At 60.2% G+C, this 18,627-nt stretch carries 17 protein-coding genes; 9 read left to right on the top strand and 8 right to left on the bottom strand.

Features of this window, described 5'->3' with window-relative positions:
• Positions 1-14: 14 nt before the first annotated feature.
• The 7 genes from IYY11_RS12190 to IYY11_RS12160 are packed head-to-tail and all read left to right on the top strand — an operon-like array spanning position 15 to position 6,352.
• Positions 15-221, top strand: coding sequence for a hypothetical protein (locus tag IYY11_RS12190; protein ID WP_196404104.1), 207 nt, complete (start codon positions 15-17; stop codon positions 219-221).
• Positions 218-1,129, top strand: a complete 912-nt coding sequence (locus tag IYY11_RS12185; RefSeq protein WP_196404103.1) for a ChbG/HpnK family deacetylase — start codon at positions 218-220, stop codon at positions 1,127-1,129. The genes IYY11_RS12190 and IYY11_RS12185 overlap by 4 nt, the downstream gene beginning before the upstream one ends.
• A 43-nt stretch (positions 1,130-1,172) precedes the next feature.
• Positions 1,173-2,093: an SDR family NAD(P)-dependent oxidoreductase gene (locus tag IYY11_RS12180; RefSeq protein WP_196404102.1), complete on the top strand. Its 921-nt coding sequence runs from the start codon at positions 1,173-1,175 to the stop codon at positions 2,091-2,093.
• Entirely contained in the window at positions 2,084-3,472 is a 1,389-nt protein-coding gene (locus tag IYY11_RS12175; protein WP_246719903.1) for a glycosyltransferase, read from the top strand. Before IYY11_RS12180 ends, IYY11_RS12175 begins: the two co-directional genes overlap by 10 nt.
• A gap of 29 nt (positions 3,473-3,501) precedes the next feature.
• A complete protein-coding gene (locus tag IYY11_RS12170) occupies positions 3,502-4,518 on the top strand; it encodes an HlyD family efflux transporter periplasmic adaptor subunit (RefSeq protein WP_196404221.1) in 1,017 nt (338 codons plus the stop codon).
• On the top strand, positions 4,515-5,687 hold the full coding sequence (gene devC / locus IYY11_RS12165) for an ABC transporter permease DevC (protein ID WP_109025144.1): 1,173 nt from the start codon (positions 4,515-4,517) through the stop codon (positions 5,685-5,687). The genes IYY11_RS12170 and devC overlap by 4 nt, the downstream gene beginning before the upstream one ends.
• Positions 5,684-6,352, top strand: a complete 669-nt coding sequence (locus tag IYY11_RS12160; protein ID WP_196404101.1) for an ATP-binding cassette domain-containing protein — start codon at positions 5,684-5,686, stop codon at positions 6,350-6,352. The genes devC and IYY11_RS12160 overlap by 4 nt, the downstream gene beginning before the upstream one ends.
• A 408-nt stretch (positions 6,353-6,760) precedes the next feature.
• Here the strand turns inward: IYY11_RS12160 and IYY11_RS12155 are convergent, their stop codons facing one another.
• Both IYY11_RS12155 and IYY11_RS12150 read right to left on the bottom strand, forming a co-directional pair.
• The gene (locus IYY11_RS12155; RefSeq protein WP_196404100.1) at positions 6,761-6,955 is read right to left on the bottom strand and encodes a hypothetical protein; all 195 of its coding nucleotides are present in this window, start codon (positions 6,953-6,955) and stop codon (positions 6,761-6,763) included.
• Between the two features lie 191 nt (positions 6,956-7,146).
• Positions 7,147-7,464 carry an SDR family NAD(P)-dependent oxidoreductase gene (locus tag IYY11_RS12150; RefSeq protein ID WP_312029729.1) on the bottom strand — a complete coding sequence of 106 codons (318 nt, stop codon included), beginning with the start codon at positions 7,462-7,464 and terminating at the stop codon, positions 7,147-7,149.
• 307 nt (positions 7,465-7,771) lie between these two features.
• Here IYY11_RS12150 and IYY11_RS12145 point away from each other — a divergent pair, with 307 nt between their 5' ends.
• Positions 7,772-8,140 carry a copper resistance protein CopC gene (locus IYY11_RS12145; RefSeq protein ID WP_196404099.1) on the top strand — a complete coding sequence of 123 codons (369 nt, stop codon included), beginning with the start codon at positions 7,772-7,774 and terminating at the stop codon, positions 8,138-8,140.
• A gap of 2 nt (positions 8,141-8,142) precedes the next feature.
• Complete coding sequence (locus IYY11_RS12140) at positions 8,143-9,753, top strand: copper resistance D family protein (RefSeq protein WP_196404098.1); 1,611 nt, start codon at positions 8,143-8,145, stop codon at positions 9,751-9,753.
• An 84-nt stretch (positions 9,754-9,837) separates the two neighbouring features.
• On the opposite strand, the gene IYY11_RS12135 is transcribed toward IYY11_RS12140, so the two are convergent.
• From IYY11_RS12135 to IYY11_RS12110, 6 genes are all read right to left on the bottom strand, one after another.
• Positions 9,838-11,463: an adenylate/guanylate cyclase domain-containing protein gene (locus tag IYY11_RS12135; RefSeq protein WP_196404097.1), complete on the bottom strand. Its 1,626-nt coding sequence runs from the start codon at positions 11,461-11,463 to the stop codon at positions 9,838-9,840.
• Positions 11,464-11,623: 160 nt separating this feature from the next.
• Positions 11,624-11,995 (bottom strand): response regulator, encoded by a 372-nt coding sequence (locus tag IYY11_RS12130; protein WP_029650740.1) that lies wholly within the window; start codon positions 11,993-11,995, stop codon positions 11,624-11,626.
• Positions 11,996-12,012: 17 nt separating this feature from the next.
• Positions 12,013-14,784 carry a response regulator gene (locus IYY11_RS12125; RefSeq protein ID WP_196404096.1) on the bottom strand — a complete coding sequence of 924 codons (2,772 nt, stop codon included), beginning with the start codon at positions 14,782-14,784 and terminating at the stop codon, positions 12,013-12,015.
• Between the two features lie 3 nt (positions 14,785-14,787).
• Entirely contained in the window at positions 14,788-16,062 is a 1,275-nt protein-coding gene (locus tag IYY11_RS12120) for an urea ABC transporter substrate-binding protein (protein ID WP_196404095.1), read from the bottom strand.
• A gap of 127 nt (positions 16,063-16,189) precedes the next feature.
• Positions 16,190-17,662, bottom strand: a complete 1,473-nt coding sequence (locus tag IYY11_RS12115) for a S10 family peptidase (protein WP_196404094.1) — start codon at positions 17,660-17,662, stop codon at positions 16,190-16,192.
• A gap of 62 nt (positions 17,663-17,724) precedes the next feature.
• Positions 17,725-18,492 (bottom strand): TetR/AcrR family transcriptional regulator, encoded by a 768-nt coding sequence (locus IYY11_RS12110; RefSeq protein WP_246719902.1) that lies wholly within the window; start codon positions 18,490-18,492, stop codon positions 17,725-17,727.
• Positions 18,493-18,627: the final 135 nt, after the last annotated feature.

The raw sequence follows: 18,627 nt of genomic DNA, 5'->3' as shown, positions 1-18,627 counted from the left end.
TCACGATGATGCTCATGACATTGCCCGCCATCGTCATCAACTCCGGCGCCTATGGCGTCGGCTGCTTCATCGCGACCCGTTTCTCCGACAGCCAGCGTCGATCCCGGATCCTTGCGGAGTGGATACGCGCACGCGCCTCTCTCATTCGCAGGGATCCCGGTCCTTCGTTCCGGCGACTGTTTCCCAAACTGCCGCGCGCGGTCGAAGGGCGGGAGAAATGAGCGACGACCGCATCGTCGCGATCTGTGCCGACGATTACGGCCTGTCCTACGGGGTGAGCATCGGCATTCTCGAGGCGCTGGACGCCGGCCGGCTGACGGCGGTCTCGGCGCTGGTGAATGGTCCGCGCTGGCCCGCCATGGGGGTCGAGTTGCGCCGGCGTTGCCGCAACGCAGACGTCGGTCTGCATTTCAACCTCACGCTGGGCCGCCCGCTCGGACCGATGCCGACCTTCGCTTCGGACGGGAGCTTTCCGCCGGTCACGACCGTCGTCCGCCTCGCCCTGCGCCGCAAGTTGTCCTTGGCTGAGATACGCGCTGAGATCGATCGCCAGCTGAACCGCTTCGAGACGGTGATGGGCCGCGAGCCGGATTACGTCGACGGCCATCAACATGTGCATGGGCTGCCGGGCGTCCGCGACGCGTTGATCGAGGCCTTAGCGGCCCGAGGGCTCGCCGGTCGGGTTTGGCTGCGCGACGCCGCCGACGAGCTCCATCGCATCGTCCTGCGCGGCGCCCATGCGCCCAAAACGCTCGCCCTGGCGCTCGCTGTTCAGGGCCTGTCCTCGGGTTTTCGCCGCGCCGCGCTGCGTCAGGGCTTCGTGACCAATGAGGGTTTCTCCGGACATTCGGTTTTCGATCCGGGGAAGGACTATGCGCGAGCCTTCGAGACCTATCTTCGCGCGCCGGGGCGCCGCCATCTCGTCATGTGCCATCCCGGCCATGTCGACGACGAGCTCAGGGCCCAGGACTGGGTGACCGTCACCCGCGAGCAGGAACTCGCCTTCCTACTCTCGCCGCGTCTACCGGACATGCTGGAAGAGCGAGGCTTAAGGCTTGCGCGGCTCAGCGAGGTCCGTCCGCACCCATCGCCGAGCGGCGGACAGATCAGCGAGGGGACGCCTCAATGAGCGACGCCCTGACGCGGCTGCTCGAAGCGCAGGGGATTTCCGCATGAGCGAGGGCGCCAAGCGGGCCGTGGTCGTTACAGGCGCATCGACGGGCATCGGCGAAGCCTGCGTCAGGCTGCTCGTCGAAAAGGATTTCCTGGTTTTCGGCTCGGTGCGCATGGCCGACGACGCCGAGCGTCTGAAGGCGCAATTTGGCGAAAATTACGCGCCTCTCGTCTTCGACGTGACCGACGGCGATGCTGTCGCGCGGGCGGCCGTCACGGTCGAGGACCGACTCCAGGGCAGGACGCTGGCGGGGCTCGTCAACAACGCCGGAATGGCCGTGGCGGGGCCGCTGCTGCATGTGCCGATCGAGGAGCTGCGCCGCCAGCTCGAGATCAATGTCATCGGCCAGCTTCGGGTGACGCAGGCCTTCGCGCCGCTGCTCGGCGCCCGCGCGTCCCAGGGAGAGCCGCCAGGCCGCATCGTCAACATGAGCTCGGTGGCGGGCCGCATGGTCGGGCCGCTGATGGGACCCTACAGCGCCTCGAAATTCGCACTCGAAGCGATGTCCGACGCGCTCCGCCGCGAATTGGCGGTCTATGGAATCGCGGTCGTGGTGATCGAGCCCGGCATGATCGCCACGCCGATCTGGGACAAGGCCGAATCGGCCGCTTTCGACGCCTTCGACCCGACAATTTACGGGCCAGCCGCGCGCCGCGTGCAGAAATGGGCGGTGGACCAGGGGCGCACCGCCGTCGGGCCAGCGGTTGTGGCCGAAGCGGTCCATCGCGCCCTCGTCGGGTCGCGGCCGCCGCTGCGCATCCTCGTGCTCGGCAACAGCGCCTTACACTATTACGCACAGCTGCTCGTGCCGCCGCGCCTCATGGATTGGCTGATGGCCCGCCATTTCGGCTTCGATAAAATTCGACGGACGCTGGTCTCGAGCCGCGCCGCCAAAAAAGAAGTGACCCAATGGCCCTAGACCGCCCGAAGATCCTTATCGCGACCTTTGGCACGCTGGGCGATGTGAATCCGTTTATTGGATTAGGGCGCGCCCTGCAGCGGCAAGGTTGCGTCCCGGTCATCGCCACGTCAGAAGAATATCGGGATCTCATAGAGGGAGAAGGGCTGGACTTCAGGCCTATGCGACCGGATCTCGGAGAAATCTCATCGCGGCTGAATATGCAGAAGGGCGAGATCGCGACCAAAATGTCGCGGAGTAAAAGATTTCTATTCGATCAGGTGATGTTTCCACATCTTCGCGACGCCTACCGTGACGTCATGGAACTGACGAAGGATGTTGATGGCGTCGTGACGCATTGCTTGGCGTTCGGCGCTAAGGCTGCTGCGGAACAGCGGAATCTTCCTCTCTTCAACGTCTTTCTTTCGCCCATGCTGCTATTTTCTGCGGACAATCCTCCGTTAGGGACGCCGGCGCCGTTCATGACATCTCGGTCGCCGCTCGCCGTCGGATATAATGGGCTCCTGATAAAAACGATCGAAGCGGCGTTGACTCTCCTGGCTTCGCCGCTCGCGCGATTTAGAGATGAACTGGGTTTGCCTGGCGTGCGTGGTTTTGAGCTTCTGGTGGGCGCTCCGGGCGCCGCAGCGACGATCGGCTTATTCAGCTCGCTCCTGATGCCCCCGGTCTCCAAGCCGAGAAGATCGGAAATTGTTGTTGGACATAGTTTCCACGATGGGTGCAACGCGCCTGCGGGCGCGTCCGACCCGGGGGGGCTTCCCTTCGATTTAATAGAATTTTTGGACTCAGGGTCCGAACCTATCGTCTTCACGCTCGGGAGCCTCGTCGCGATCGATCGGATAGACTATTTTCGAGCCTGCGCGATCGCAGCTCGGTCCCTCAAAAGGCGTGCTATTCTTTTGGCGGATAGCGCCGATGTGGACAAATTGCGCCAAGAGATGTCGTCCGAGATTTCCGTGCACGGCTACGTCCCGCATTCGCTGCTGTTTCCCAGGTGTTGCGCTGTGGTTCATCACGGCGGAATGGGATCTGTGGGGCAGGCGCTTCGCGCCGGCAAGCCGCAACTTGTCACCCCATTTTGTAACGACCAATTCGATATCGCTGAGCGCCTGAGGCGACTTGGCGTTGCGCGGACGCTGAAGGCTAAAGACGTCTCCGCTGATCAATTGGCGCGGAATATTGAATGGCTCTTGTCGTCGGCGAGTTATGCTGACCGTGCGAGGGCGGTCGCTGATGAAATCGCATTAAACGATGGCGCGGAGTCCGCTGCGGCGTTAATATCGCAAAGGCTCAGGCGTCGAGGACCAGGAATAAGCGGTTGCGTTGTCGAAGGTAGCCTGGAACAGAGCGCGTCCGAGGACTGCGGCGGCAATGTCTAAATCCCGATAACGGCATGGCGGCGGGTGACATGAACCACGAATTTCGTTTCGGAATGTCGGATGGCGCGGCCCTGCATCGGGCGGAACGTTTGCTGCGGAGTCGCGTTTCCCTGCGATCGATCCTCCAGATCCTTCTCATCGCAGCGTTGACCATCGGCCTGCCGCTTTTCGTCTGGGCGTATTTCGTGGGCGCCGACGACGCGCCCGCCAAACCGATAAAGGAGACGGCGTGGGCTCCCGCGGCCCTCGGCGTTGGCGCGCTGGGCTGGATCGAACCGCGCTCGCGACTCATCCGAGTTTCGAACGAGGCGGCCGCGACCGGCGGCGTCGTCGGCGAAATACTGGTGCGGGAAGGCCAGGCCATCAAGGCGGGGACCCGGATCGCGGTGCTCTCCGACTGGCGTCGTCGCCGAGCGGAAGTGGCGCTCGCCGTGGCGGAAATTAGCGCCGCTAAGGCGCGTCACCTTGCAGCTGAGGCCGAACTCGAGAGCGCCCAGCGGGACGCCGAGCGCAAGAAGAGCCTGTACAAATCCGGCTCTGCCACGCTTTCCGTGGTTGATGGCGTCGAGTTGCGCCTGAAAAAGGCCAAGGCGGATGTCGACGTTGCGACCGCGAGCATTCATCAGAGCGAGGCCAATCTGGAGCTCAAGGAGGCGCAGCTGTCGCAGGCGGTGTCGACCGCGCCCATCGACGGCGTCATCATCAAGATCAATGCGCGCCCCGGCGAGCGCATCGGTCCCAGCGGTGTGGCCGATATTGCGAATCTCAACGAGCTGGACGTCGTCGCCGAAGTTTACGAGACCGACATTCCACGGGTCAGAGTCGGTCAGAAGGCGATCGTAAAACTTCCGGAGCGGACCGCGCCCTATCCGGCAAAGGTGCGCGAGATCGCTTTTCTCGTCCGCAAAAATCATGTCAACGACGCTGATCCGCTCGCGGACCGCGACAATAGGATCGTTGAGGTGCGGCTCACTTTGGAGCGTCCAGGCATCGAGCAGCTTTGGCACCAGCTCTTTCGTCAGGTTCAGGTGCAAATAGAAAAGTGAGCGGGTTACCCTCGGCGCTTTTCGCCGCTCGATTAGCGTGGCGCCAGCTCATCTACGACAAGCCCAAACTGCTTGCCGCCACTTTGGGCGTGCTGTTCGCCTGCGTCCTCGTGTTCATGCAACTTGGCTTTCGAGATTCGCTTTACACCAGCGCGTCTTCCGCGCCGCTGAAGATGCAGGGTCAGCTGTTTTTGCTGCACAAGCAGACGGAAGCCCTCTGGCGCCCGGTCTCCTTCGAACGAAGCATCCTGATGCGCGCCTTGGGACTTCCGGCGGTGCGGCGAGTCGTGCCCCTCTACATGTCGCTCGGACAATTCAAGAATATGGACACCCATATCCAGCGGACGCTGATGATTTATGGGTACGATCCCACAGCCGAGCTCATTCATATCGACGAATTTGCGACGTTCAGATCCGAGCTGCAGCGGCAGGACACGGCGCTCTTCGACGTGACCTCGCGCCCGGAGTTTGGTCCGATAAAGGAGTTGATCGCCTCCGGGCGCGACATCACCGAAATAAACGGTCGCAAAGTAAAGCTCGTCGGCACCTTCAATATGGGCACCACTTTCGCCGCCGACGGCAATGTCGTGATGAGCGATCTCAACTTTCATCGCGTTTTTCCTTCGCGATCCCTCGATCAGATTGATATCGGCTTCGTGCTGCTGGCGCCGGGCGCGGACATCGCCGCGGCGCAAGCCGCGCTCCTGCGACTCGTCGGGCAGGAGGTGCAGGTCTTAACCTATGAAGAGCTCGTCCGCTTCGAGCAAGCCTACTGGGAGAATTCGGCGCCGCTCGGCTTCATTTTCGGTTTCGGCACGCTCATGGGCCTGATCGTTGGCATGGTGATCGTCTATCAGATCTTGTTCACGGATATTGGAAACAACATTCCGCAATACGCCACTCTGGTCGCCATGGGATACAGCCAGTCTTATCTGCGAAATATCGTCTTTGCTTCGTCAATATATCTGGCCGTATTCGGATTTCTGCCGGGCATGGCGCTGTCCACGCTGCTTTATCAAGTAGCGGAACGCTCTATTTTTATCCCGTTCCCGATGACCATCGGGCGTATCGCCAGCGTCTTCTTTTTTATTCTGACAATGTGCGCGCTGGCTGGCTTACTGGCGATACGCAAGTTGAAGTCGACGGATCCGGCGGACATGTTCTCATGAGCATGATCAACGTGAAGGGTTTGAATTTCGCTTTCGGACAAGGCGAGTTGCGCCGTCAGGTCCTGACAAACATTCATCTTTCTATCGAAACCGGCGAAATCGTTATTCTCACCGGGCCTTCTGGCTCCGGAAAAACGACGCTGTTGACCATCTTGGGAGGACTGAGGCTTGCGACCTCCGGAAGCGTCGTCGTACTCGGCGAGCAACTGGTGCGAAGTGAAACCAGCACACGGATCGCGGTGCGGCGGCAGACAGGGTATATTTTTCAGCAGCACAATCTCTTCCTCTCGCTGACCGCCACAGAGAACGTCTGCATGGCGCTTGAGCTGCATGACGTATTTTCTGAAAAGGAACGGGTCGGGCTCGCGCGTCAAATTCTGACTCAGGTCGGACTAGAGGAGCGTCTGGAGTATCGGCCCCAGCAGCTTTCTGGCGGACAACGCCAGCGCGTTTCGATCGCGCGCGCCTTGGTTTCCAGGCCGAAGATCGTGCTCGCAGATGAGCCAACCGCGTCTCTCGATAAGAATAGCGGCCATGAGGCGGTCGAGATATTGAGAAGCCTCGCCAAGCAGAATGGAACGACGATTTTGATCGTCACCCATGACTATAGAATATTGGATATCGCCGATCGCATCATCAACCTCGAGGATGGGATCATCACATAATGGTTCGGTCGCACTAAAGCGGTCAGTGTCACGATACGTCGAAACGGGGTCTGATTCACTCGCGTCGGCCAAGCGTAGATCGGTCGCCCCGGAGACCAGCACTGCAAGTTAAACCGAAGAATGCTGTCCGGCCTTCGTTTTCTGGCAAGAACGTCAGCCAAATCGCACAAAGTCCTGCTCGGCTGAACACAGGCCAGAGGAGAAAGCCAAATGCGTAGAGTCTTCTTCGCCATATTAGGCCTGCTGGCCGGCTATGCTGCTGGAGCGGCCCTGGGAGGAGCCCTCGTCTCGCTTTTCTCTGGCAACGTGCACGATAAGGATCTCGAGATCGTGATGACGTCTGCCTTCGTCACCGGGCCAGTGGGAGCCTTCATGGGTTTGCTGGCCGGGTTATTCGCGCAACGCAGCTCAAAAAAGCAAGGCGAGCCCCGATAGAATGAACGCGATGATCCCCCCGGCACGCACGAAACTCCCGATCTTGTAAAGGCCTTCGCTGCGCAGGGATTGACCCAGGAATTCAAGGCAGATGGCGACGATCAGGAGCTTGAACCAGATCGGGGTATCGCCAAAGGGAAAGATCGGTACGACCATCTCGCCTGCCATCCACGTTCTTCAACAAGCGCGCCGAACGCTTGCCGAGCGGATCAATTGCGCAAGCTGCTCGCGCGCCTCCGCGCTCAGCAGCGCAACGTCGTTTTGACGACGATCTCTTTCCCGGCTCGCGAAACACCTTGATCGCTGTTGTGCAGAGACAGAGACTCAGGACTTGCCATCAACATTGATGACGGGAGCCACTAGTGCCGCGCAGAGCCGGGCTTGGCCATCCTGCGATGCTGTTTGGCGATTTTTGGATCGCGTAAACTGTTCCGGTGATGTTGGTCGATGACATCACGCACTTTTTTTTGAAAGTCTCGATCGAGGAAGGCGTTGCCCAGTCCAATGCCCGCGTTCGCGATGAGGACGTCAACGGGCCGGCCGAATTGCTGAGCTGCGTCATAAAGCCGATCGACGCCTTCGATTGTCGAAAGATCAGCTTCAATCGCGACAACGTTAGCGCCTCGCGCTTCGAGATTTGCGGACGGCCGCCAGAATGATGCCGACAATGGCCGCACGAACTTTTCCTGTCGTTCGTCAAAAGGGCGCTAGGCGCCTTGCGCATGGGGCCTGCGGCGCTGAAGGCGGAGGCCTCGCGCTTTGGGCTTCGGTTACGAGCCTGCTCTATGGCGACGACAAAGGCCCGCGTCAATGCATCAACAACGAGAGCGAGCGCGCGCGCGATCCACAGGTTGGGTAGGCGCGTTCGGCGGCAAAACGCCCGAGGAGAAACCGCACCAAACATGGACAACGCTCCGCTTGCCGCTATACGCGCGTGACTTAAATGCAATGACGGTCAACGGCCGAAAATAATTAGGGTTCACGATGATCCCACGGAAAAAATTAGCCTTTCTTCTGTCGCTTATCCTGGCGTTCGCGCTTGTGCGCGTTCCCTGCCTCGCACATGCGGCTCTCATCTCGGCTTCGCCTCAGGATGGCGCAACGGTTCCAAGCGGAGAAGTCGTCATTCAACTTCGGTTCAATAGCCGTATCGACTCGAAGCTTTCGCGTCTCACGCTTCTCAAGGCCGCAGATCAAAGCGTCGTTCAGCCTCTCGAAACGAGCCCGGTATCCGAGGGCCTAAAAGCGAGAGCGGCGGATTTGCCGTCGGGCGCGTATACGCTCGAGTGGCAAATACTGAGTCTTGACGGCCACTTGACGCAAGGCCGGCTGAACTTTCGCGTGGAACGCTGATTATGCAAGCCTTCATTGCGTTGTACGGCTTTTTGGACCTCGTGCTGCGCGCCTATCTCCTCGCGACGCAAGCGATCATCGTGGGTGGCGTAGCGTTTCTGACGCTCGTTCTGTCCCCTCTTGACGGGAAACTGGACGACGAAGAGTCGCCAATTGCGCGGCGTTGCCTGCGCATCCTTTTTTGGAGCTGCTGTGCTTCGGTCTTCGGCGAGATCGTCGCCGTGGGCGTGCTGACCGCGATGCTGGTCGGAACGTTGCAGGTGGATTTTGCGGTCGCAGCCAGCGCCGACGCCGTCGTCAGTCATTTCATCGCCATGATCCTGTCGGGCGCATTGGCGCTTTACGCCCGCCTCGGCGCCGGCGCCTTTTTCAAGTGGAGGGGGGGCGCCGTCGCCTTAGCGTTGCTGCTGGCGTGTGCGCATGTGGGCGTGACACATGCCGCGAGCCGGCCCGTCGCCTCTCCATTGCTGGTGACGACCGAGATTGTGCATGTGCTTGCAGCGGCGATCTGGATCGGCGGCATTCCATTCTTTTTGGTCGCGCTCGGCATGACGAAGGACGCGGCGCGGCGACTAATCGTCTCCAGATTCTCCCGGAACGCGATGTGGTCCGTGGCGGCGCTGACGGCTGGCGGCCTTCTGATGACGACGCGCCATTTTTCGGATTTCAGCGCGTTGTATGAAACGAATTACGGCATGCTGGTCAGCACCAAAATCGTGCTCCTGTTTGGCTTGCTGTGCTTTGCCGCCGCCAATCTTTCGACAACGCGCAAACTGTGGCGGATTCCTTCTACGCCGATCAGAAGGTTATTACGTTTCTCTGAGGTGGAGGTGGGGCTGGGCCTCGTTGCGCTGTTTTGCGCCGCCGCTCTCGCGTCGGCGTCGCTCCCGACAGACGGCGCGGAGCGCACGAGCCTGTCTGAGATCACGGCGCGTTTCGCCCCGCGCTGGCCGAGTTTCCAGAGTCCAGCGTATGCCGAGTTGTCTGCTGCGCAAGCAGCCTCCAGCGTAGCCGAACCAGGAACGCCCAGCCCACCCAGCGCGGCGGACATCGCCTGGGCGGAGATGAATCATCATTTGGCGGGCGTTTTTGTTGTCCTCATGGGCTTTTTCGCCTTGCTTGAGCGCCATCGCCAAACCGCGTCGGCGGCGCGTCATTGGCCTTTGTTATTCTTGTTGCTTGGCGGCATTCTAGCGGTTCGCGCGGATGAAACCGCATGGCCCCTCGGACCCATCGGGTTCTTCGAAAGCCTCCGTGATCCTCAGATCGTTCAACATAAAGTCATCGTGGCGCTCATTGCGACCTTTGCGATATTCGAATGGCAGGTTCGACGCGGCCGGTTCAAGTCGGACTGGCCAGCCTTTGTCTTCCCGATCACAACCGGCGCGGCGGCGGCGTTTCTGTTGACGCACTACGGACACACGGAAGGCAAAGACGAGGTTCTGGTCGCGATCAGTCATACGCCTATCGCGTTGCTCGGGGTTGTCTCCGCGAGCGCGCGCTGGCTGGAAATACGTTTGTCGGACACCCCCGCGGGTCGAATTGGTGGTTATGTTTGGCCCATTGCATTCATGCTATCGGGCCTCTTGCTTCTGCTCTACCGAGAAGTATGACGGGAGCGCCGCGCGCTATTTCTGTGGCGACCATCCGATAGATCGGCAGCCCAGCCTGGCAAAGCTATTTGTGCAACCGGGAAGCTACCTTCTCCCGGTCAGAAAAAAGGCTTCCATAGCGCCCTTACCCTTGATTTCGAGGCCGTCACGCGGCGCCAAAATGAAGTCCCCGCCCAGATGTTCATAGGTCGATGCTGAAACCTGGATGCGGCCGGGCAGGCTGCTCGACTCCAGCCGGCTCGCGACATTCACCGCATCGCCCCAGATATCGTAAATGAACTTGTGCGCGCCGATGACGCCCGCGACGACGTCGCCGGAGTTTATGCCCATCCTGATCTCGAGCGGCGTCGGCAAAGTATCGTTGAGAATGTCCAGTGTTTCGGCCATCGCCAACGCCATGTCCGCGACGGCGTGCGCGTGATCGTCCCGATCGTCGAAGAGCCCGCAGGCGACCATGTACGCGTCGCCGATCGTCTTGATCTTCTCGACGCCGAATTTGAGCGCGAGTCCGTCAAACGCCGAGAAAACGCGTCCCAATACACCAACAAGTTCGGGAGCCGACAGCCTGGAGGAGAGCTCGGTGAAGCCGACGAAATCGGCAAACAGAATCGTGACGTCGCTGACATGATCCGCGATGACCGTTTCGCCGCTCTTCAGGCGCGCGATAATCGGCGCCGGAAGAATGTTGAGGAGAAGCTGCTCGGAGCGCTCTTTTTCGATACGCAGCGCGTCGAGCGCCTCGCGCTCTCGGTCCCGTAGATGCTTTTTCTCCAGTGACGATCCGATACGCGCACGAAGAAGCACCGGATCGAAGGGTTTCGCGAGATAATCATCGGCGCCCGCCTGGATGCATCTGACGATGGAGTCAATCTCGTTCAAGGCCGATATCACGATGACGGGAATGTCTCTCAAGGCAGGATCAGACTTGAGGATCGAAAGAACATCGAAGCCGCTGATATCCGGCATCAGCAGATCGAGCAAAATGAGATCGAAGGGCGCCTCCCTCAACATCTCCAGCGAGCGAGACCCATTTTCAGCCAGCGCGACAGAGTGGCCCTGTCGTTCCAGTCGGCGCTTCAGGAGTTCGCGATTGGACGCGTTGTCGTCGACCACGAGGATACGGCTCGGCTGTACGGCGACACTGTCGGCTTCGTTTTCTGAGATCGGCTGGACAGAGGCGACGAAGCGATGTGCGACCATGGCGGAGACGGGTCCCGAGCCGATTTCGGCATCGTTGGCCGGCGCGTTGGTTTCGGGGAGTGAAAAACTGACCAGGCCGTCTATACGCTCAAGCAGGCGCGACGCTTCCTCTAAAAGTCGATTGAGGTCCGAGACCAGCGCCTGCGCGTCGTCGACGCCCGCTGCGTCTTCGCGCAGCATCTCGCCATATCCCTTTATGGCGTTGATGGGCGTGCGCAGATCGTGCCGCAAGTGGCGACGATAGTCCTCGGAATCTTCGCCTGGCCCGCGCGTCGGCGCGCGCGACCGACTGACGAGTGACGCGATGACATCAATCAGCGAACGGCTGGCGGCGTGGATTTTTTCGAGGTCGTCACGAAATTCCCCGTGACCGTTCCTTTCGGCCTCGTCCAGCAAAATTTCAGCATAGCCCGCAATCGCCTCTGCAGGCGCGCTCAACTCCTGCTGCACATAAGCAAGCAGTGCGCGATCGCTCCTGTCGGCGGACGGCTGGAAGCCATGCGACATCATCTTAATTTCCCAAGCCGGAAGGCGGCAACGCCCGCTGTCCAAGATGCGCGAGTCGCGTTTCTCATAATCGTTTCAACTGGAGGGGTCGCCAGAGTTCGCTCGACAAGACCGGCGACGCATCGTTGGAGACGGCTTCGAGACGACACGCGATCAGACGACGCTAAGCGCCAGATTCAATCAGGGCCGTGATCTTGCCCAGAAGACGCGTGATCTCGACGGGCTTCGTGTCATAGTCGTCGCAGCCCGCTTCGATCGCCTTCTCTCGGTCCCCCGCCATCGCATGGGCGGTGAGGGCGATGACCGGAATCTTGCGCGTCGCTTCGTTTTCTCTGACCCGGCGGGCCGCCTCCCAGCCATCGATGACCGGCAGGCTCATGTCCATCAGGATGAGATCGGGCGATTCGGCGGCGGCCATGTCGACGCCCTGTTGGCCGTCTATCGCGATCACGACTTCATAGCCGTTGCGCCTGAGGCGTCGCGACAGCATATCCCGGTTCATCTCATTATCTTCGACAAGCAAAATCTTCACCACCGACCCTGTCTCCGATGTCAATGCGCTTGGACGGCGTCCGCCGCGCTGGGATTGAGGCACTGACGCATAATCGTCACCAGCTCCTCAAGATAGTCATGGTCCTTTGTGATGATGTCAGCTCCGAATTCTTTCAGCTTGCGCATATCCTCTTCGCTGAGATCTTTCGCCGTGACGATGACGACCGGCAAATGGTCATAGGCGCGGCGCTTACGCAATTCTCTCAAGAAACCGAACCCATCGAGATTTGGCATCATCAGGTCGAGAAGGATAAGGTCCGGCGCCGGATTTTCAGCGATCCAATCGAGCCCATCCTGCCCGTTGATGGCGGCTTCGGCCTTATAGCCAGCGCCCGAAACGCAGCGGCAAAGAAGCTCGCGCGTGGCGGCGTCGTCCTCGATGATGAGCACCTTGGTTTCGCTCGATGCCCCGCAATATTGCGTCATCAGGGCCGTTAAGCGCTGACGGTCGATGGGCTTGGTCAAAAGCTCCGCCGCCCCGAGCGGAATCGCCAGAGCGCGCTCGTTGAGAATCGTCACCATGATGACGGGGATGTTCCGCAGTTCATCATCCTCCTTGAGCTGCCTGAGCACGCTCCAGCCGTCGAGCTGGGGCATCATCACATCCAGCGTGATCGCATTCGGCCTGTGCTGTCTCGCCAGGGCCAGCGCTTCCAGCCCATTACGGGCGGCGATGACGTGATAGCCCCTGTTCTCCAAAGTTCGTGTGAGCAGGTCGCGCGCGGTCGCGTCGTCGTCGACGACCAGTATCGTAGAGAGAGGCCGGGACGAAGTCGGCTCGGCCCGTTTCTTCGTCGCGAGGGGCTCCTGCCGATCCGGAAGCCTGATCGTGAAGGTCGAGCCTGCGCCCAGCGCGCTCCCAACGGAGATGTCGCCGCCGAGCGCCGCGCAAAAATGCTTGGTGATCGCGAGCCCCAGCCCCGTCCCTCCGAAGCGCTTCGTGGTCGACGCGTCCGCTTGGGTGAAGGCTTGGAACAGGCGGGAAAGCTGCTCCTGCGTCATGCCGAGCCCCGTGTCCGACACGTGAAAAATCACAAAAGCGTCGGCGTCCCGCTCGACGGTCAAAGTGACTTTTCCCTGGCTCGTGAATTTGTTTGCATTGCTCATGAGATTGAGCAGGCACTGCTTGACCTTCGTTTCGTCGGACAAAAAGCCGCCCACGTCATCCGGGCAGCAGAGCTCAAGCGTATTGCCGTTCTTGTCGGCGAGGGGCTGAACGATCGAAAGGACCTCATTCACGAGAGGCCTGATCTCCACCTTCTCGATGAAGACCTCCATCTTTCCGGCTTCGATTTTGGAAAGATCGAGAATATCGTTGATCAGCCCAAGCAGGTGCCGGCCCGCGCTCTCGATCCTCTTCAGGTCTTCGATCGGCTCTAAATCGCCGTCGTCGAGCGCGTTTTCCTGAAGCATTTCGCTATAACCAATGATGGCGTTGAGCGGCGTGCGCAGCTCATGGCTCATGTTCGCCAGGAAGGCGCTTTTTGTCTTGCTGGCCTCCTCGGCCGCCACGCGCGCGACTGACAATTCCTCGTTCGCGAGCTGAAGTTCGCGCGTGCGCGCCCGGATCTTGTCCTCCATGGAGTCGTAAAGTCCGCGCAGCTCCACGGTCATGGAGCGGATCGCCGTCAGCAGGAGCCCCGTTTCGTCACGGCTGCCAATCTCGAAATTTGCGTCGAGGTCACCCGCCGCGACCTTCTCGGCGACGCCGACGGCGGTCTTGATGGGCTTGGTGATCGTGCGCGCGACGCCCATGGCCAGAGCGATAATCGGCGGAATCATGAAGAACAGCAGCCAGAGCGTCGCCTCTTTCTGCGCGCTGGTGAGCGCGAAGGCCTCCTTCGTGCGCTGCTGTACGACCATGCCCCAACGAAACGACGGAACATAGGTCCACGAGGCGACGACGGGCCTGTTCAGGCGGTCATCGAAGAGGCTCGAGCCGTGGACGCCGGCGAGCGCCCGAGCGAGCGCAGGAAAAGCGCTGCCATCGAGCGGCGCCCTGATGCTGAAAGCCTTGGAAGCGTCGTACCGCAGCGGGTTGACCACGACCATTTGGCCCTGATCGAAGCGGGCGGCGACGAGCACCTCTCCTGTCTCGCCGAGACCTGTATAGTCGTTGATGAGGCTGTAAAGCTCCTGGTTATCGAGCTGGAAGACGACGACGCCGATCACGACGCCGTTTTCCAGAACAGGCCCCGCAATAAAGGCGGCAGGCTCTTTCAGCCCCGGATAGATCTGAAACGCCGAAATTTCGGCCTGCAGCAATGTGCGCGCGCGATTAATCGTGTCCGAAAGCTCCGTTCCCTTGAGCGGTTCGCCGAGCGAATTTGGGTTGAAAAGGGCAGGGTCCGATTGCTCGAAAAGCGTGAAGCCTTCGGGCGAGACAATCGCGCAGTTGACATAGTTGAACGTGTCGGAAAAACGCTTGAGAACCGGGCCGTGTTTCGCGACAGCCTGGCGATAGGACTCGGAGTCTCTCCCGCTCGTCCTTATGGCTTCAGAAAATTCCCGGGTGGCCTCGCCAATTGAAGCGCTGTGCATCAGAGATTCGACGCTTCTGATTTTTTCAAGCGTCAGAGTCTCCAGCTGCTCCACTTTCTTCTTGGCGACGACCTGCAGCGACCTCTGAATCGCCTGCTCGAGAGACTCTCGCGAAATGTCATAGGTCCGCCAGGCCAGAAGGCCGCAGGAGACGATATTGATCGCAAGGAACCAGAAGATGATCTTGGCTCCGATGGAGCGCCGGAGGAAATCGAGCCTGGGAAGCTTCATCGATCAGTCCGCCTCTGTCGGATTGGCCCATCTGCCGACCCATCTGTTGTACAAGGCGGCAAGAAATTCCTCCCACTCGGCTTTTGTGCGAGTCGGCGGATAGGGCACGGGGCGGATCGGGCGATCGATCGTCCAGACAAGCTCAATCCGGCCATCAGTCCGAATTTTACCGACAGAGAAAGACCGCCACGTATGCTGCGTGTAAGGATCAACCGACACCAGACCTTCGGGCGCATCGAGGGTCTCGGTCAACATGGTGCGTTTGACCCTCTGTACGTCGAAGGACTGCGCCTCTTCGACCGCCTTCGCCCATAAGATGACGCTGAAGTATGAGGTCGCAATAACGTCGCCCGCCACACGGTTGGCGCCATATCTTTCGCGAAAGGCGCGAATGAACCGCTCGTTCTCCGGCGTCTTGATCGCCTCGAAATAGCTCCAGGCGCTGTAATGGCCTTGGAGACTGGCGATCGGCAGGCTGCGAAGCTCCTCCTCGCCGATGCTGACGGAGACAACCGGCAACTTGTCAGCGGAAAGCCCAGCGTCGGTCAGCGCCTGGTAGAACGCCTTGTTGGAATCGCCCACGACCGAACTGATGATAACGTCCGGCTGCGCCAGCTTGATTTTTTGGACCGCCTTGGAGACGTTGGCGCTTCCGAAGAAAATATAGTCTTCGCCCACAAGCTCCGCGCCAAGCGCGCGGATCGTGTCCTTCATGATTTCATTGATGCTGTGCGGCCAAACATAATCTGAGCCGATCAAATAGAATTTTTTGCCAATGTGATCGAGGCTCCATTTGATCGCCGGAATGACCTGCTGATTGGGCGCCGCGCCCGTGTAGATAATGTTGGGCGACTGTTCGAGTCCCTCATAGGCCATTGGGTAGACCAAGAGCTGACCGTATTTCTCGATAATGGGCGCAACCGTCTTACGGCTTGCGGAGGTCCAGCACCCGAAAATCACGGATACGTGTTCCTCGGTGATCAGGCGCTCGGCCTCTTTCGCGAAGGTCGGCCAATCGGATTTGCCGTCGGCGATGATCGGCTGAATCTTGCGTCCCAGTAAGCCGCCCTTCGCATTGATCTGTTCTATCGCGAGCAGCTCCGCGTCGACCATTGAATTTTCGCTGATCGCCATCGGCCCCGTGCGCGAATGCAGAATTCCTACCTTGACCGGCGCGCTTTCCGTCCTGAAAAGGAACATCGTCGCGCCGAAGACCGTCGCGGCGGCGATAGCGACCGCGATAAAGCCTTTCCACGCGCTGCGACTGTCGAGGGCCATTGGCCGTATCCTGCTTCCGAGTTTGCGAAGATCGAAACTGGACGTCATTTACTCGATCGCCGCATTGCATGACTGGTTGTTTGAACAGAGGCTGTTCGAACGCGCCTCGAAGTGTCGGCGTTGTTTGTCAATTCCGTTCAACCGAAATTCGCGCCGCGTCGCGTAGAGCGCGGCGCGATTCATCCCGCACATAGGACATATGCCCGCCGGGCAGAACAACGAACTGCACGCGCGAACCATCGCCAAAGGCGGGAAGCTGGTCCAGCAAGAGTTTCGTCGCAAAATAGGGGGTAACGAGATCGGTAATTCCGTGCACGATGAGAACCTTGAGCCGCGGATCGAGCGCCAACGCCTCGCGCAGGTCTGAGACGGCTTCCGCGTTGACGCGCCCACCGCGCCCGTAATCCCATTGGTGCGCAACTTGCGCATTGAGGATTTCATATCGCGCGTCGTTTATTGGCCACTCTAGCTTTTCGGTCACGATCCGGCTCATGGCGGCGCCCAGTGGCGTGCGCAGCGTGTCAAGCACGGGGTCCTCCCAGTCGCTCTCTTGGGAAAAGGGCGCGGGGTCGAAGCCGGCCACTTCCCCATCATAAGCGCTCAGAATCCGCTGGTCGTCACGGGCGCGCTCGCGACTGAACGTCTTGACGTGCACACGGCCGCCGAGCTGTGACACCGTCTTGCTGTTGAGACCAGTGAATTGCGCTACCCTGGCGCTCAGCCGCGACAGAGCGTCGGGATCCCGCACCCCCTTGAGCAGATCGGTCAGATAAGCGCCTCCGGCATATTCCTCGACGTCGGCAAGTGCGGCTCTGTCCTTTGCGCCGCGCGCGACTGCTGCAAACGAAGGTAAGTAAGCCGAGTAGGACAGAAGATTGCGTGCGTCCAACCAGGTGAAGTCGAGGACCGGCGAGATAAGAATGAGGCCTGTCACCCCCACGCTTTCGCGCTCTCGCAGCGCGTGCACCAGTTTGACGGCGCGAAAACTCCCATAGCTCTCGCCGACAAGATATTTGGGCGAGACGAGGCGCCGGTGTGTGGTCAGCCATTTGCGAAGGACGACGGCAAGCGCGTCGGCGTCGCCTTCGACCGAGAACAATCGCTTCCTGAGATCCTCGCCGTCGCCAAGGATCTTGCTGTAGCCTGTGCCCGGCGGATCAACGAACACCAGATCGGCGAAATTCAGCCAGCTCTCGGCGTTCTCCACGATTGTGGGCGGCGCCGATGGCGAGAGCGGGTTGGCCATCTGAAGGCGCCATGGCGACAGCGCGCCCAGGCCCAGCCAGGCGGAGCCCGCGCCGGGTCCGCCATTGAAGACGAAAGCAATCGGTCGGCTGAGCGATTCCGCGCCCGCGCGTTCATAGGAAACATAGGCCACATCCGCCTGCGGCGCATCACTTTGGGCGTCCCGCAGATGGACGGCGCCTGCTCGCGCCGTGAACGCCACCTTCTCGCCGCCGAGCGTGATCGTATGGTTCGTGACGACTTCCGCGGGCAGACCGCGTGACGGAGCGGATCGTTCGTCCGCGCTTTTCTTTCCCGCTGTCGCATCGTCCGCCCGGCACGGGACGCAGCCGCCCGCGACGATTGCGGCAAGCAAGAATATCCATCGAATTGGCGGGTTACTCGTCATGCTTCGCCCATAGCAATCGCGTCGTACAATTAGTTTGAAGCGGTCTTGTTGCGGCATCTCGCTGCAGCGCGCGAAGTTTCCTCTCGCCTATATGCTCTCAGAAAAGCATCAATTCCGGCGTCGACCTTCGCGGTAACGGAGGCTTCGGCTCCCGGTTCGAGACCGAGCGCCGTGTGAAGCGGCAGGTCCCCGCGGACAAGACTCAAAAAATGGCTCGCGGCTTCATTCGCGTCTGAGAACGTCAGCAGGCCGCGGTCTTTGGCCTCTTCGAGCAACGCCGCGACGCGCATGAGCTCGTTTTTCGGCCCGCTTTCAAAGAAGAGCCGGCAGAGTTGCGGAAAGCGCATGCGCTCACTGGAAATCGCCTGAAAAAACGCCATCGACTCCGGCGTCAAATACACCCCGACAAATTGACGCGCGAAGCTTCGAAGCGCCTCGACAAGGCCGATATCGAGATCGGGCATCTGCAGCCTGCTCGCTTTCAGGCGGCATTCCGCTTCGATCAAATGGGCGAACAAAGCTTCCTTGCTGGGAAAGTAAGCGTAAAGCGTCGCCTTCGACACGCAAGCGGACCGCGCGATCGCGTCCATGCTCGTCTCGGCGAAGCCCTGTTCGAGGAATAATTTTCGCGCGGCCTCGATCACGGAACATTCCTTCCGTCCCGCAACATGCGCCTCTGTCGATCCTGCCGCCGTCGCATGATCCGTCGAGGGGCTCTTCATGGCGGGTTCCTCAAGTTCCGTCTTCATCCCGGCGACGCCGCCGACTCTTGCTTCAAGGCTCTGCCCCCGCGCCATGCGCTCATTCCCTACGCCTCCGCCGAGCCTGAACCGGCAAAATCCGGTGGTGCGACGTATCTATCGGCCCACTTTTGAAAACTTTCAAACTGAACGATCCAGTTCAATTTAACGTTGACACGGGCCAAAGGGCAA

Origin of the sequence: Methylocystis sp. H62 (assembly GCF_015709515.1) — a bacterium.
Classification (GTDB): domain Bacteria; phylum Pseudomonadota; class Alphaproteobacteria; order Rhizobiales; family Beijerinckiaceae; genus Methylocystis.
Note: the sequence above shows the minus strand (reverse complement) of the source record. Positions and strands in the feature narration are given on the sequence as shown.

Excerpts from the sequence above, each read along its gene's own strand:
- IYY11_RS12145 (WP_196404099.1), top strand. The coding sequence starts at position 7,772 with ATGATCCCACGGAAAAAATTAGCCTTTCTTCTGTCGCTTATCCTGGCG.
- IYY11_RS12160 (WP_196404101.1), top strand. The coding sequence starts at position 5,684 with ATGAGCATGATCAACGTGAAGGGTTTGAATTTCGCTTTCGGACAAGGC.
- IYY11_RS12155 (WP_196404100.1), bottom strand. The coding sequence starts at position 6,955 with ATGGCAGGCGAGATGGTCGTACCGATCTTTCCCTTTGGCGATACCCCG.
- IYY11_RS12185 (WP_196404103.1), top strand. The coding sequence starts at position 218 with ATGAGCGACGACCGCATCGTCGCGATCTGTGCCGACGATTACGGCCTG.
- IYY11_RS12120 (WP_196404095.1), bottom strand. The coding sequence starts at position 16,062 with ATGGCCCTCGACAGTCGCAGCGCGTGGAAAGGCTTTATCGCGGTCGCT.
- IYY11_RS12140 (WP_196404098.1), top strand. The coding sequence starts at position 8,143 with ATGCAAGCCTTCATTGCGTTGTACGGCTTTTTGGACCTCGTGCTGCGC.
- IYY11_RS12175 (WP_246719903.1), top strand. The coding sequence starts at position 2,084 with ATGGCCCTAGACCGCCCGAAGATCCTTATCGCGACCTTTGGCACGCTG.
- IYY11_RS12110 (WP_246719902.1), bottom strand. The coding sequence starts at position 18,492 with ATGGCGCGGGGGCAGAGCCTTGAAGCAAGAGTCGGCGGCGTCGCCGGG.
- IYY11_RS12190 (WP_196404104.1), top strand. The coding sequence starts at position 15 with ATGACATTGCCCGCCATCGTCATCAACTCCGGCGCCTATGGCGTCGGC.
- IYY11_RS12125 (WP_196404096.1), bottom strand. The coding sequence starts at position 14,784 with ATGAAGCTTCCCAGGCTCGATTTCCTCCGGCGCTCCATCGGAGCCAAG.
- IYY11_RS12170 (WP_196404221.1), top strand. The coding sequence starts at position 3,502 with ATGAACCACGAATTTCGTTTCGGAATGTCGGATGGCGCGGCCCTGCAT.
- IYY11_RS12135 (WP_196404097.1), bottom strand. The coding sequence starts at position 11,463 with ATGATGTCGCATGGCTTCCAGCCGTCCGCCGACAGGAGCGATCGCGCA.
- IYY11_RS12180 (WP_196404102.1), top strand. The coding sequence starts at position 1,173 with ATGAGCGAGGGCGCCAAGCGGGCCGTGGTCGTTACAGGCGCATCGACG.